Consider the following 13,624-nt stretch of genomic DNA (forward strand, 5'->3'; position numbering starts at 1 on the left):
GGAACTCAAGGGGAGCGCGATGACCAGCGACAGCACACCGGCCACCGGGGCACCGGGCACTTCCGGCACCCCCGGCCTCACGGAGAGCGTCGCCGCGCCCGCGGTGCCCTCCCTCGACGGCACCGTGATCGCGGTCGCGGGCGCCGCCGGACCCGCGGGCCGCGCCACCGTGCTGCGGCTCGCCGCGGCGGGCGCGACCGTGGTCGCCGCCGACGCCGACGAGGACCGCCTCGCCGAGGTCGTCGAGGCCGCCGCGTACGCGGGCAGCACCAAGGTCACCGGCGCCACCGTCGACCTCCTCGACGCCGCCGCGACCCGGGCCTGGGCCGAGCGCGTGGAGAAGGAGCACGGCAAGGTCGAGGGACTGGTCCATCTCGTGGGCGGCTGGCGCGGCGCCAAGACCTTCGGCGAGACCGACCTCGCCGACTGGGACCTCCTGGACAAACTCCTGGTGCGTACGCTCCAGCACACCAGCCTCGCCTTCCACGACGCACTGCTGCGCAGCGGCCGAGGACGGTTCGCCCTGGTCAGCGCCGCGGGCGCGACCAAGCCCACCGCGGGCAACGCCGCCTACGGCGCGGCCAAGGCCGCCGCGGAGGCCTGGACGCTCGCCCTCGGCGACTCCTTCCGCAGGGCCGCGAAGGCGGGGGGCGACACCGAGCCGCGCGCGGCGGCTGCGATCCTGGTGATCAAGGCACTGGTGCACGACGCGATGCGCGCCGAGCGCCCCGATGCGAAGTTCGCGGGCTTCACGGACGTCAGGGACCTGGCCGAGGCCGTCGCCGGACTCTGGGACCGGCCCGCACAGGAAGTGAATGGACACCGTCTGTGGCTGACGCCCGAACCGAACCGACCCTGAACCGGACGCCGGCGGGCGAGACCGATGCCCGCCGTCATCACGACCCCGCGCTGCGCGGCTTCGCCAGCGACAACTACGCGGGCGCGCACCCGGAGGTACTCGCGGCCCTCGCCCTCGCCAACGGCGGCCACCAGGTCGCCTACGGCGAGGACGAGTACACCGCCCACCTCCAGACCGTGGTCAGGAGCCACTTCGGCGCCGGCGCCGAGACCTTCCCGGTCTTCAACGGCACCGGCTCCAACGTCGTCGCCCTCCAGGCCATGGTGGACCGGTGGGGCGGCGTCATCTGCGCCGAGAGCGCCCACATCAACACCGACGAGGGCGGCGCCCCCGAGCGCGTCGGCGCGCTCAAGCTGCTCACGGTCCCGACGCCCGACGGCAAGCTCACCCCCGAGCTGGTCGACCGGCAGGCCTTCGGCTTCGACGACGAGCACCGCGCCATGCCGCAGGTCGTATCGATCACGCAGTCCACCGAGTACGGCACGCTCTACACGCCCGACGAGATCAGGGCCCTGTGCGCGCACGCCCACGAGCGCGGCATGACGGTCCACCTGGACGGCGCCCGTATCGCCAACGCCGCCGCCGCACTCGACGTACCGGTACGGGAGTTCACCACCGACGCGGGCGTGGACGTCCTCTCCTTCGGCGGCACGAAGAACGGCATGGTCTTCGGCGAGGCCGTCATCGTGCTCAACCCCGGCGCCGCCCGGGCCGTGAAGCGGCTGCGCAAGCTGTCGCTCCAGCTGCCCTCCAAGATGCGGTTCGTGTCCGTGCAGCTGGAGGCGCTGCTCAGCGGTGATTTGTGGCTGCGCGGCGCCCGGCACGCCAACGCGATGGCGCGCCGCCTCGCCGAGGGGGTGCGCACCGTGGACGGCGTGGAGATCATCTACCCGGTGCAGGTCAACGGCGTTTTCGCGCGGCTGCCGCACGACGTGGCCGTACGCCTCCAGAAGCAGTTCCGCTTCTACTTCTGGGACGAGGCGAACAGCGAGGTGCGCTGGATGTGCTCGTTCGACACCACGGAGGACGACATCGACGCCTTCGTGCGCGCGATCGGGGAGGAGATGGCCCGCGAGGCATGAGCCCGTGCCTCACGCGGGGGACGGGGCCGGCGCCCTCGTCCCCCGCTCCAGCCGTCGAGGTGGGCGGCCCCGGCGCGCACAGGGGAGGGGGGGGGGGGCGGGGGGGGGGCCCCCCCCCCGCGCCCCCGCGGCGCCGGGGGGGGCCGGGCCCCCCCCGGGGGGCGCCGGGGGCGGGGGCGGGGCGGCGCGCGCCCGCGCCCAACTCCCGGCCTCAACCGGGCTGTAGATGCTCTCCCCCCGCCCCCCCCCCCCCCGCCCCGCCCCCGCGCCCCCCCCCCCGGCCGGGGGCGGGGGGGGGGGGGGGGGGGGCCCCGCGGGGGCCCCCCGCCCCTGAGCCGCGTCGCGCCGGGTCGCTCAGGCCCCTGCCTGGCGCGCCTCGGCGGCGGTCGGCGCCGTACCGCCCAGGTGCGCCGGCAGCCACCAGGAGTCCGACGGGTCCTTCGGCCGCCCCGGGTAGGCGCGCTGCGCCGCTTCCAGCATCTCCTGCACCCGCTCGCGCAGCCGCCGGGTGATCGGGCCCGCGTACTGGCCCGCGGGCGCATCGAGGCGCTCGCCCACGCGTACGGTCACCGGGATGTGGCTGCGGCGGAAGTTGCGCGGCCTGCCCTTGGTCCACAGCCGCTGCGAGCCCCACAGCCCCATGGGGATCAACGGCACCCCGGCCTCCTGGGCGAGGCGTACCGCGCCGGTCTTGAAGCTCTTGAGCGTGAACGACGGCGAGATGGTGGACTCGGGGAAGATCCCGATGATCTCGCCGGAGCGCAGCGACGCCAGCGCGTCCGAGTACGCCTTCTCGCCCTGGTCCCGGTCGACGGGGATGTGCTTCATGCCGCGCATCAGCGGGCCCGACACCTTGTGCCGGAAGACCGACTCCTTGGCCATGAACCGCACCAGGCGCTTCTGCGGCAGCGCGGACAGGCCGGCGAAGACGAAGTCGAGATAGCTGATGTGGTTGCTGACGAGAACGGCGCCACCGGCGCGCGGGATGTTCTCGCAGCCCGCCACGTCGACCTTCACGTCCAGCGCAGCGAACACCGACCGGACAAAGCCGATGACCGGCCGATAGACGAGCTCTGGCATCTGGTGGGACCCTTCTTCTTCGGCGTGTCGGGCCGATCGTGCCCGATGAGCGGGGTCATGACCAGCCTCCTCGGCAGTGGGGCGCGAGATACTTGTCACGTCCAGCCCGTAATTGCCCCTTACACGGAATAATCGCAGGCCGCGTGCGCGCTGCGCCGTGGTGGGTAGGTATCCGCCGTCCGGGTGGGCCGGGCGGCGGGACAGCTTCGGGTGGGAGGCCACGGTGGAGGGGCAGCACGGCACAAGGGCGCTCGGCGCCGCCGAGCTCGGGACCGGACTGGGGGAGCGGGCCACCCTCGTGCACTTCTCCAGCGCCTTCTGCCGCCCCTGCGTGGCCACCAGGCGCACACTCGCCGAGGTCGCCGCCATGGTCGACGGCGTGACGCACGTGGAGCTCGACGCCGAGACCCACCTCGGCCTCGTACGGGATCTGTCGGTGGAGTCCACCCCGACGGTCCTGGTGCTGGACGCCGGGGGCCGCACGGTCCGCAGGGCGGCCGGCCTGCCCCGCCGCGCCGACGTGATCGCCGCGATCGGCGAGGCGGTCAAGTGACGGCGGCGTACGGGGTCGGCACCCCCAGGGCCGGCGGGGCACCGGCCTCTCCGGAGCTCCTGCGGTCCGTCTTCCGCCGCCACGCGGCCGGCGTCGCCGTGATCACCGCGCGGGGCGCGGACCCCGTGGGGTTCACCGCCACCTCCCTCACCTCGGTCGCGGCCGACCCGCCGATGGTGTCCTTCGGCGTGGCCTCCTCCTCTTCCTGCTGGCCGGTGCTGGCGGGCGCCCGCCATGTCGGCGTGCACATCCTCGGCGAGCACCAGCACGAGCTGGCGGCGACCTTCGCACGCAGCGGCGCGGACCGGTTCGCGCCGCCGACCTCATGGAGCGCGGGGCCCGAGGGCGTACCGCTGCTCGACGGCGTGCTCGCCTGGCTGGTGTGCCGGGTGGAGGCCCGGGTGCCAGCGGGCGACCACCGGATCGTCGTCGCACGGGTCGTCACCGGCGATCCGGGCGGCACGGGCGATCCCGGCGGCACGGGCGGTCCGCTCCTCTACCACCAGGGCGGCTTCCACAGCCTCGGTCCCGTACGCGATTGAGGTCACAGTTCCAAGCGCTTGCTCAGCGGGAAGCAGGTGGGTGAGAGTGTCCGTACTGGCGAGTAATATTTACGCCGTGGCGGCCGGTCGCCGAGGCCGAACCACGGTGTGAACGGGCGCATATGCTTGCATTCAATCAAGGCAGCCCGTTAAGGACGACGGACAGACGTGCAAGGGAGCTGGCGTGAGCTTGAGGATCGTTGTCTGTGTGAAGTACGTGCCCGACGCCGCCGGCGACCGGAGCTTCGCGGACGACCTCACGGTCGACCGCGAGGACGCGGACGGTCTGCTGTCGGAGCTGGACGAGTACGCCGTCGAGCAGGCGCTGCAGATCGCCGATGATGCCGACGACGCCGAGATCACCGTCCTGACGGTCGGTCCCGAGGACGCCAAGGACGCGCTGCGCAAGGCCCTTTCGATGGGCGCCGACAAGGCCGTCCACGTCGAGGACGACGACCTGCACGGCACCGACGCGGTCGGTACCTCGCTGGTCCTCGCCAAGGCCATCGAGAAGACCGGCTACGACCTGGTCGTGTGCGGCATGGCCTCCACCGACGGCACGATGGGCGTGCTGCCCGCGATGCTCGCCGAGCGCCTGGGCGTCCCCCAGGTGACGCTGCTGTCCGAGGTGTCCGTCGAGGACGGCACCGTCAAGGGCCGCAGGGACGGCGACGCCGCCACCGAGCGGCTGGAGGCGCGGCTGCCCGCCGTCGTGTCCGTGACGGACCAGTCGGGCGAGGCCCGCTACCCCTCCTTCAAGGGCATCATGGCCGCGAAGAAGAAGCCGGTCGAGTCGCTGGACCTGGGCGACCTCGACATCGACACGGACGAGGTCGGCCTCGAAGGGGCCTGGACCGCGGTCGACGCGGTGGCCGAGCGCCCCGCCAGGACCCAGGGCACGATCGTCAAGGACGAGGGCGAGGGCGGCAAGCAGCTCGCTGCCTACCTGGCGGAGCAGAAGTTCGTCTGACCCCGCCCCGCGGACGCCGGGCCCATCCGGCGCCGCGGCCGCAACGCGCCCCCCAGCCGCCGTACTTCACATTCGCAGGAGAGCAGTCCCATGGCTGAAGTTCTCGTCTATGTCGACCACGTGGACGGTGCCGTCCGCAAGCCCACCCTCGAACTGCTGACGCTGGCCCGCCGCATCGGCGAGCCCGTCGCCCTCGCGCTGGGCGCCGGCGCCGAGGCCACCGCCGCCACGCTGGGCGAGCACGGCGCGGTACGCGTCCTGACCGCCGATGCCCCCGAGTTCGCCGACTACCTCGTCGTACCGAAGGTGGACGCGCTCAAGGCCGCGTACGACAGTGTGTCGCCCGCCGCCGTGCTGCTGCCCTCGTCGGGCGAGGCCAAGGAGATCGCCGCGCGCCTCGCGGTGCGCATCGGCTCCGGGCTCATCACGGACGCCGTCGACCTGGAGGCCGGCGCCGACGGCCCGGTCGCCACGCAGTCCGCGTTCGCCGCCGCGTACACCACCAAGTCCCGTGTCTCCAAGGGCACTCCGGTCATCACCGTGAAGCCCAACTCGGCCCCGGTCGAACCGTCGGCCGCGGCCGGTACGGTCGAGCCGCTCGCCGTGTCCTTCGGTAACACCGCCACTGGCACGAAGGTCGTCTCGCGCGAGCCGCGCGAGTCGAGTGGCCGCCCCGAGCTGACCGAGGCCGCCATCGTCGTGTCCGGCGGACGCGGTGTGAACGGCGCCGAGAACTTCGCGATCATCGAGGCGCTCGCCGACTCGCTCGGCGCGGCCGTCGGCGCCTCGCGCGCCGCCGTCGACGCCGGCTGGTACCCGCACTCCAACCAGGTCGGCCAGACCGGCAAGTCGGTCTCCCCGCAGCTCTACATCGCCTCCGGCATCTCGGGCGCGATCCAGCACCGGGCCGGCATGCAGACCTCGAAGACCATCGTCGCCATCAACAAGGACGCGGAGGCGCCGATCTTCGACCTGGTCGACTTCGGCATCGTCGGCGACCTGTTCACCGTCGTGCCGCAGCTGACCGACGAGGTCAAGACCCGCAAGGGCTGACCCCGCGCAGGACACACACAGGGCCCGGGGCCCGGCGGTGCGCGGACACCGCCGGGGCCCGGGCCCCTGCTGTACGCGGGCCGGGCCCGGGGCCGCAGCCGTCGGGTGACGCGTCGTTGACGGTGCCGCCGCCGCACACTACGGTCGGAGTGTCGTTCAACAGAATGTTGAAGTCGGGCGCGGCGGCGACACAGGGAGCGGGTTCATGGCACAGCAGGCGGAGCACGTCGTCACCAGCCTTCCGGACAGCGTGAGGAAGGAGCTCGACACCGCCCTCGCGCCCGTCGACGCGGAACTCGCGGCCCGCTACCCGGGCGACCCCGGCAACCGGCAGCCCGTGCACACCGTCTACGTACCCGCCGACGCCCTCACCGCAGCCACCCCGCGCGAGTGGGGCGCCGCCGCGATCGCCGCACTCGACGAACACGCCCCCGACGCCCGTACGTTCGCGCGCGCGGTGGGCCTCGGCGACGACCTCGGGGGCCGGGGGGGGGCCCCCCGGCGCCCCCCAACAGCCCCCGGGGGGCGGGGGGGGGGCCGGGGGGCCGGGGGGGGGCGGGCGGGGCCCCCGCCCCCCGCCCCGGGGGGGGGGGGGGGCGGGGGCGCGCGCCCCCCCCCCCCCCCCCCGCGCCCCCCCCCCCCCCCCCCCCCCCCCCGCCAAACTCGCCCGCGAGCCCGTCGAGGACCTCCGCATCGACTTCGAGGACGGCTACGGCACCCGGCCCGACGCCGAGGAGGACGAGGCGGCGGCCCGCGCCGCGCGCCTGGTGCGCGAGGCGTACGGGAACGGAACGGCCGTGCCCCGCACGGGCATCCGGATGAAGTGCCTGGAGGCGCCCGTGCGCGACCGGGCCCTGCGCACCCTGGACGTGTTCCTCAGCGGGCTGCTCACGGCGGACGGCCCGCCGCAGGGCCTGCTGGAGGGCCTCGTCATCACACTCCCCAAGGTGACCTATGCCGAGCAGGTCGCGGCGATGGCACGCGTCCTCGGCGCCTTCGAGCGCACCCACCGGGTCCCCCCGGGGCGCCTCCGGTTCGAGATCCAGATCGAGACCAGCCAGTCGATCCTGGGCGCCGACGGCACCGCCACCGTCGCCCGGATGATCCACGCGGCGGACGGCCGCGCCACCGGACTCCACTACGGCACCTTCGACTACAGCGCCTGTCTCGGCGTCAGCGCGGCCGACCAGTCGAGCGACCACCCCGCGGCCGACCACGCGAAGGCCGTCATGCAGGTCGCCGCGGCGGGCACCGGCGTCCGGGTCTGCGACGGCTCCACCAACGTCCTGCCGGTCGGCACCCGCGCCCAGGTCCACGAGGCCTGGCGGCTGCACTACCGGCTCACCCGGCGCGCCCTGTCCCGCGCGTACTACCAGGGCTGGGACATGCACCCGGGACACCTGCCCACCCGCTACGCGGCCGTCTACGCCTTCTACCGCCGGGGCATGGCCGCCGCGGCCGGGCGGCTCGCCGCCTACGCCTCCCGCACCGGCGGCGGCGTGCTGGACGAGCCCGCCACGGCGAAGGCGCTCAGCGGCCAGCTGCTGCGCGGCCTCGACTGCGGCGCGCTCGACGCCGCCGAGGTCACGGAGCTGACCGGGCTCGACCGAGCCGGTCTTGAGGCGTACGCGTCGCCCCGGCGCGGCGACCTCACCGCCGCCTCCTGAGCGAGAACAGCGCCTGCCCGAGCGTAACCCTCAGTCGGCCGGAGGCAGTTCGCCCGAACCGCGGGTGATCAGCCGGGTCGGCAGCACCACCCTGGACGGCGCGTCCGCCGCGCCGTCCAGACGGTGGAACAGCCGCTCCGCCGCCGTACGCCCGAGGGCCGCCGCGTCCTGCGCGACCACCGTCACGCCCGGGTCCAGCAGATCCGCCAGCTCGATGTCGTCGAAGCCGACCAGCGCGACCGGGCGGGACCGCCCGGCCAACACCCGTACCGCCGTGACCGTCACGCGGTTGTTGCCCGCGAAGATCGCGGTGACCGGCTCCGGCGCGTCGAGCATCGTGACGACCGCCTCCCGCACTCGCTCCGGGTCGGTGGTGCCCAGGGCGATCCAGCCGGGCTCGATGACGAGGCCCGCGTCCGCCATCGCCGCGCGGTAGCCGCGCAGCCGCTCGGAAGCGGTGTGGATGACGGACTGGTCGCCGATGAAGCCGATCCTGCGGTGCCCGTGCGCGACCAGGTGGGTGGTGCCGGAGCGGGCGCCGCCGAAGCTGTCGGACAGCACGGTGTCCGCGTCGATCCGGCCGGCCGGCCGGTCCACGAACACGGTGGCGACGCCCGCCTTGATCTCCGGCTCCAGATAGCGGTGGTCGTGCCCTGCGGGCACCAGGATCAGGCCGTCGACCCGACGCGCGCACAGCGCCAGCACCAGTTCCTGCTCGCGCTCGGGGTCCTCGGCGCTCGACCCGTTGATCAGCAGCGCGCCGTGTGCCCTGGCGACTTCCTCGACGGCGCGGTTCAGCGGACCGTAGAAGGGGTCGGCGAGGTCCTCGATCACCAGCCCGATGCTGGCCGTACGGCCCTTGCGCAGCACCCGCGCGGAGTCGTTCCGCCGAAAGCCCAGCGCCTCGATGGCCTCCTGCACACGCCGCTCGGTGTCCGGGGTGACACCGGGCTCGCCGTTGACGACGCGGGACACTGTCTTGAGGCCCACGCCGGCACGCGCCGCGACATCCTTCATGGTGGGCCGGGTGCCGTAACGCGGTTCCGGCGGGAGGCGGCGGGAGGATTCGGCCACAGTGCGCTGTCCTGTCGTCGGGTCGGTTTGCCTTGAAGGGCCCTGGCGACGAGCATAGGCCCTGGACAACGTTGTCAGGTGAATGGAGACTGTTCACCTGAGTCGCAGGTCCCCTCCCGTCTGCCGCGCAGCGGGCCCGTATCGATCCCTGGAGACCACACACCGATGCATACCGACCACGTCGCCGCGCTCGACATCGGCGGCACCAAGATCGCCGGCGCGTTGGTGGACGGCAAGGGCGGCATCCTCGTGCGCGCGCAGCGGCCGACTCCCGTGACGGACAGCGGCGAGCGGATCATGGGCGCGGTCGAGGAGGTCTTCCGCGAGCTGATGGCCGACCCCCTCTGGGGCAGGGCCACGGCCGTGGGCATCGGAAGCGCGGGCCCGGTGGACGCGACCGCGGGTACGGTCAGCCCGGTCAACGTGCCGGGGTGGCGCGGCTTCCCGCTCGTGGAGCGGGTCCGCGCGGTGGTGGGCGGACTCCCGGTCACCCTCGTCGGCGACGGCGTCGCCATCGCGGCGGCCGAGCACTGGCAGGGCGCCGCACGCGGCCACGACAACGCGCTGTGCATGGTGGTCTCCACCGGTGTCGGTGGCGGTCTGATCCTGGGCGGGGCGCTGCACCCCGGCCCTTCGGGCAACGCGGGCCACATCGGCCACATCAGCGTCGACCTCGACGGGGACCTGTGCCCGTGCGGCTGCCGCGGCTGCGTCGAACGGATCGCCAGCGGACCCAACATCGCGCGCTGGGCGCTCGGCGCGGGCTGGCGGCCGGGCCCGGACGGCGACGCGACCGCCGCGGCGGTGGCCGCCGCGGCGGCGGACGGGCACCCGGTCGCGATCGCCGCCTTCGAACGGGCCGCCCAGGCCCTGGCCGCCGGCATCGCGGCCACCGCCACGCTGGTCGAGATCGACATCGTGGTGATCGGCGGCGGCGTCGGCAAGGCGGGCGAGGTGCTGTTCGGCCCGCTGCGCCGCTCGCTGCGGGACTACGCGACGCTCTCCTTCGTCCAGGGAATCCAGATCGTGCCCGCGATGACGGGGACGGACGCGGGCCTCGTCGGCGCCGCCGCGGCCACGGGCCTGGGCAGCAGGGACGGCGACACGGCGGCGGTCGGCGGCTGAGCGCGGGCCGCCCTGCCGGGGTGCCGCGCGTTCGTCGGTCTCACCGGGCAGGGTCGGCCGGGGTGCCGCGCGCTCGTCGGTCTCGCCGGGCAGGGCCGGAGGGCGCCGGCCGTCGGCCTCAGCCGGTCGTCTGGCAGGCCGAGCGGGCGCTGCCGCGGAACTTCACGCACACCTTCGTACCGCTGCCGAGGTTCCGGCTCGGCCAGGTGTGGATGAGGGCCTTGCCCGAGCGGGTCGCCGTCGCGGTCGAGTCGAGCCGGCCGCGCAGATAGAGCGAGACGGATCGCGACGCCATGCCGGCGGGCGGATTGGTCCAGATTCCGGTGACGGAGTTCGTGGCGCCCTGGCCGTCGAGCCTGATGCAGATCTGCGGGCCGGAGAAGTCGTGCGTGCAGGCGCTGCTGTCGGCGGCGGCGGGCGCGGTCGCCGCCGCGAGCGCGCCCCCGGCGAGCGCCATGACGAGCACGACGGGCGCGCCCGGGGCCCTGCCGGCTCTCACGCGCCCGTCCCGGCGCCGGGCCCGGTCTGCTGGGGTACGACCACGAGGAACAGATCCCGGTCGAGGTCCATCACGACTTCGGCTGGGGTGCCCTCCTCGCGGCACGCGCGGGCGAACTCCTCCGCGGGCAAGCTGCCGCGCGGTCCGCCCGCGGGAAACCCCTGGAGCACGGTTCTGGCGGCTGTGCGAGGCCTTGCCACACTTCTCACATCGCTATCCAACGATGCCCCAGGGCAAAGCGTTACGGTGCGCGTTGGTGCGTGAGGTTCGGGCCAAGGGTTTCCGTGGGAGGTAGTTGAGGGGAATCCGCTGGAGGTTGCGCAGCGGGCAACGGGCAGAGAAAAAAGGGGGATCGATCCGTGATCATCTGGATCAACGGCGCGTTCGGAGCAGGCAAGACCTCGGTGGCGCGCGAACTGGTCGACCTGATCCCGAACAGCACCCTGTACGACCCCGGAGTGGTCGGCGCGGGGCTCGGGTGCCTGCTGCCGCAGAAGCGGCTGGCAGAGGTGGACGACTACCAGGACCTGCCGATGTGGCGGCGGCTTGTGGTGGACGCCGCCGCCGCCCTGCTCGCGGAGGTGGGCGGCGTACTGGTGGTGCCGATGACCCTGCTCAGGCAGGAATACCGTGACGAGATATTCGGCGGCCTCGCGGCCCGCCGCATCGCCGTCCGGCATGTGCTCCTGACAACGGATGAAACGATCCTGCGTGCCCGGATAGCGGACCGCGAACAGGACGAGGACGACCCCGAGCGCCGCGAGCGCGCGCGTCGCTGGCGCTACGAGCACATCGAGCCCTACGTCTCCGCCCTGGGCGGCTGGCTGGAGCAGGACGCGCACACGGTCGACACCACGGGCCTGACGCCCGAGCAGGCGGCGGCGCGGCTGGCGGCGGAGCTGCACAGCGGCGCCGCCCCGGTGCGCGACATCGTGATGACGCCCGAGCCGACGGCGGAGACCCTCGCGTCCGGGGTGCTGCTGTTCGACGAGGCGGGCCGGGTGCTGCTCGTCGACCCGACGTACAAACCGGGCTGGGAGTTCCCCGGCGGTGTCGTGGAACGCGGCGAGGCGCCCGCCCGCGCGGGCGTCCGCGAGGTCGCCGAGGAGATCGGGGTCGAACTCGACGAGGTGCCCAGTCTCCTGGTGGTCGACTGGGAGCCGCCGAACCCGCCCGGCTACGGGGGCATGCGGCTGCTGTTCGACGGCGGGGTGCTCCCCGCGGCCACACGCATCCTGCTGCCCGGCTCGGAGCTGCGGGCCTGGCGCTTCGTCACGGAGGAGGAGGCCGGGGAACTGCTGCCTCCCGCCCGGTTCGCCCGCCTGCGCTGGGCGCTGCGGGCCCGGGAGCGCGGCGGGGTGCTGAACCTGGAGGCGGGCGTTCCGGTGGGCTGACCGCCCGCAGGAGCGGTCGCCCGGGCGCTGGCCCGCGGCCGCCGTTGCGGTCGGACGCGGCCCCGGGCCGGGAGCGGGACCTGCCGCGCGACCGTGTCCCGTGTCCCGCGCGCCGCCCGCCCGTGAGCCGGGGACCGTCCGCGCCCGCCCGCGAGCCCGGAGCCGTACGAGCCCGGAGCCTACGAGCCCGACATGCCGCCCGTACGGGCCGCACGGTCACGCCCGTACGGGCACAGCCACACGACCGCCGGGCCGTACGGGCGCTCCGCGTGGCCCGGGCCCGCCCGGAGGCGGCCGGAGAACCGGGCTGTGGAAGGCGTCGGACGTCAGGCGTCGTGCGACGTCGCGTACCGGCGCAGGAAGTGTGCCTCCGCCACCGAGAGGCGGCGCAGCTCCTCGGGGTCCACGCTCTCGTTCACCGCGTGGATGCGGGCCTCGGGCTCGCTCAGGCCGATGAGCAGGATCTCCGCGCTCGGGTACAGGCCGGCCAGCGTGTTCGTCAGGGGGATCGAACCGCCCTGGCCCGCCGTCTGCATCTTCTGGCCCGGGTACGCGACCGCCATCGCCTCGGCCATGGCGGTGTACGCGGCGCTCGACGTGTCCGCGCGAAACGCCTCGCCCCGCCCCAGGTCCTCGATCTCCACCCGGGCGCCCCATGGCACGTTCCGCTCGATGTGCGCCGTCAGCAGCTTCGCCGCCTCCGAGGTGTCCTGGCCCGGCGGAACCCGCAGGCTGATCAGCGCGCGGGCACTCGCCTGCACGGACGGCGTCGCGCCGACCACCGGCGGGCAGTCGATCCCGAGCACGGTGACGGCGGGGCGCGCCCAGACGCGGTCGCCCACCGAACCCGAGCCGATCAGGCCGACCCCGTCCAGCACACCCGCGTCGGCCCGGAAGTCGGCCTCCTCGTAGGTGAGACCCGGCCAGTGCGCCTCCGAGGACAGTCCGTCGACGGTCGTGGAGCCGTCCTCGGCGCGCAGCGAGTCCAGCACCCTGACGAGCGCCGCGAGCGCGTCCGGCGCGGCACCGCCGAACTGGCCCGAGTGCAGGTTGCCCGCGAGCGTGTCGACGCGGACGGAGAGCATCACCATGCCCCGCAGCGTCGCCGTGACCGTCGGCACCCCGGCGCGGAAGTTGCCGGTGTCGCCGATCACGATCGCGTCCGCGGTGAGCAGATCGGGGTGCTGTTCCGCGTACTCTTCGAGCCCGCTCGTGCCCTGCTCCTCCGAGCCCTCGGCGATGAACTTCACCGTCACGGGCACTCCGCCGTCGGCCTTGAGCGCGCGCAGCGCGAGCAGGTGCATCAGCACCCCGCCCTTGCAGTCGGCGGCGCCCCGCCCGTACCAGCGCCCGTCCCGCTCCGTCAGCGTGAACGGCGGCGAGATCCAGCGCTCCTCGTCCAGCGGCGGCTGCACGTCGTAGTGCGCGTACAGCAGGACCGTCGGGGCGCCCTCAGGTCCAGCCAGCCGTCCGTAGACGGACTTGGTGCCGTCCGGGGTGTCGAGCAGGGCCACGTCCTCGAAGCCCTCCGCCCGCAGCGCGTCCGCGATCCATCCCGCGGCGGCGTCGCACTCGCTCTTCGGATACTGCGCGGGGTCGGCGACCGACGTGAACGCGACGAGTTCCGAGAGTTCGGCCTTGGCCCTCGGCATGAGAGAAGCGACGGTTTGTGCGAGTGGATCGAATTCCGGCATCGGGTCCGTGGTCATGGGCACGCTCCTGAAAG

At 74.0% G+C, this 13,624-nt stretch carries 13 protein-coding genes and 2 pseudogenes; 10 read left to right on the forward strand and 5 right to left on the reverse strand.

Features of this window, described 5'->3' with window-relative positions; genetic code table 11:
- Positions 1 to 19 precede the first annotated feature (19 nt).
- Positions 20 to 859 carry an SDR family NAD(P)-dependent oxidoreductase gene (locus tag LCE31_RS02495; RefSeq protein WP_225012265.1) on the forward strand — a complete coding sequence of 280 codons (840 nt, stop codon included), beginning with the start codon at positions 20 to 22 and terminating at the stop codon, positions 857 to 859.
- Positions 829 to 1,941 carry a threonine aldolase family protein gene (locus LCE31_RS02500; protein ID WP_374118382.1) on the forward strand — a complete coding sequence of 371 codons (1,113 nt, stop codon included), beginning with the start codon at positions 829 to 831 and terminating at the stop codon, positions 1,939 to 1,941. Before LCE31_RS02495 ends, LCE31_RS02500 begins: the two co-directional genes overlap by 31 nt.
- Positions 1,942 to 2,295: 354 nt before the next feature.
- On the opposite strand, the gene LCE31_RS02505 is transcribed toward LCE31_RS02500, so the two are convergent.
- Positions 2,296 to 3,021, reverse strand: coding sequence for a lysophospholipid acyltransferase family protein (locus tag LCE31_RS02505; protein ID WP_225012266.1), 726 nt, complete (start codon positions 3,019 to 3,021; stop codon positions 2,296 to 2,298).
- A 223-nt stretch (positions 3,022 to 3,244) separates the two neighbouring features.
- On the opposite strand from LCE31_RS02505, the gene LCE31_RS02510 reads away from it, so the two are divergent.
- From LCE31_RS02510 to LCE31_RS02535, 6 genes and pseudogenes are all read left to right on the forward strand, one after another.
- Positions 3,245 to 3,574, forward strand: a complete 330-nt coding sequence (locus LCE31_RS02510; RefSeq protein ID WP_225012267.1) for a thioredoxin family protein — start codon at positions 3,245 to 3,247, stop codon at positions 3,572 to 3,574.
- Entirely contained in the window at positions 3,571 to 4,116 is a 546-nt protein-coding gene (locus LCE31_RS02515; RefSeq protein ID WP_225012268.1) for a flavin reductase family protein, read from the forward strand. The genes LCE31_RS02510 and LCE31_RS02515 overlap by 4 nt, the downstream gene beginning before the upstream one ends.
- A 184-nt stretch (positions 4,117 to 4,300) precedes the next feature.
- Complete coding sequence (locus LCE31_RS02520) at positions 4,301 to 5,086, forward strand: electron transfer flavoprotein subunit beta/FixA family protein (protein WP_225012269.1); 786 nt, start codon at positions 4,301 to 4,303, stop codon at positions 5,084 to 5,086.
- Positions 5,087 to 5,176: 90 nt separating this feature from the next.
- Positions 5,177 to 6,139, forward strand: coding sequence for an electron transfer flavoprotein subunit alpha/FixB family protein (locus tag LCE31_RS02525; RefSeq protein ID WP_225012270.1), 963 nt, complete (start codon positions 5,177 to 5,179; stop codon positions 6,137 to 6,139).
- A 205-nt stretch (positions 6,140 to 6,344) separates the two neighbouring features.
- Positions 6,345 to 6,617 (forward strand): annotated as a pseudogene (locus LCE31_RS41495) (DUF6986 family protein); the annotation flags it as partial.
- Between the two features lie 178 nt (positions 6,618 to 6,795).
- Positions 6,796 to 7,806 (forward strand): annotated as a pseudogene (locus LCE31_RS02535) (DUF6986 family protein); the annotation flags it as partial.
- Positions 7,807 to 7,836: 30 nt separating this feature from the next.
- On the opposite strand, the gene LCE31_RS02540 reads toward LCE31_RS02535, so the two are convergent.
- Positions 7,837 to 8,823 (reverse strand): LacI family DNA-binding transcriptional regulator, encoded by a 987-nt coding sequence (locus LCE31_RS02540; RefSeq protein WP_263631332.1) that lies wholly within the window; start codon positions 8,821 to 8,823, stop codon positions 7,837 to 7,839.
- Positions 8,824 to 9,045: 222 nt separating this feature from the next.
- On the opposite strand from LCE31_RS02540, the gene LCE31_RS02545 reads away from it, so the two are divergent.
- Complete coding sequence (locus tag LCE31_RS02545) at positions 9,046 to 10,005, forward strand: ROK family protein (protein ID WP_225012272.1); 960 nt, start codon at positions 9,046 to 9,048, stop codon at positions 10,003 to 10,005.
- A gap of 118 nt (positions 10,006 to 10,123) precedes the next feature.
- Here the strand turns inward: LCE31_RS02545 and LCE31_RS02550 are convergent, their stop codons facing one another.
- Both LCE31_RS02550 and LCE31_RS02555 read right to left on the reverse strand, forming a co-directional pair.
- Positions 10,124 to 10,504 carry a hypothetical protein gene (locus tag LCE31_RS02550; RefSeq protein WP_225012273.1) on the reverse strand — a complete coding sequence of 127 codons (381 nt, stop codon included), beginning with the start codon at positions 10,502 to 10,504 and terminating at the stop codon, positions 10,124 to 10,126.
- Positions 10,501 to 10,704, reverse strand: a complete 204-nt coding sequence (locus LCE31_RS02555) for a hypothetical protein (RefSeq protein WP_225012274.1) — start codon at positions 10,702 to 10,704, stop codon at positions 10,501 to 10,503. The genes LCE31_RS02550 and LCE31_RS02555 overlap by 4 nt, the downstream gene beginning before the upstream one ends.
- A 159-nt stretch (positions 10,705 to 10,863) precedes the next feature.
- On the opposite strand from LCE31_RS02555, the gene LCE31_RS02560 reads away from it, so the two are divergent.
- On the forward strand, positions 10,864 to 11,898 hold the full coding sequence (locus tag LCE31_RS02560) for an NUDIX hydrolase (protein WP_225012275.1): 1,035 nt from the start codon (positions 10,864 to 10,866) through the stop codon (positions 11,896 to 11,898).
- Between the two features lie 326 nt (positions 11,899 to 12,224).
- Here LCE31_RS02560 and LCE31_RS02565 read toward each other — a convergent pair whose 3' ends face one another.
- A complete protein-coding gene (locus LCE31_RS02565) occupies positions 12,225 to 13,607 on the reverse strand; it encodes a dipeptidase (protein WP_225012276.1) in 1,383 nt (460 codons plus the stop codon).
- Between the last annotated feature and the right edge of the window lie 17 nt (positions 13,608 to 13,624).

The sequence above is a fragment of the Streptomyces sp. 8L genome (assembly GCF_020176795.1).
GTDB lineage: Bacteria > Actinomycetota > Actinomycetes > Streptomycetales > Streptomycetaceae > Streptomyces.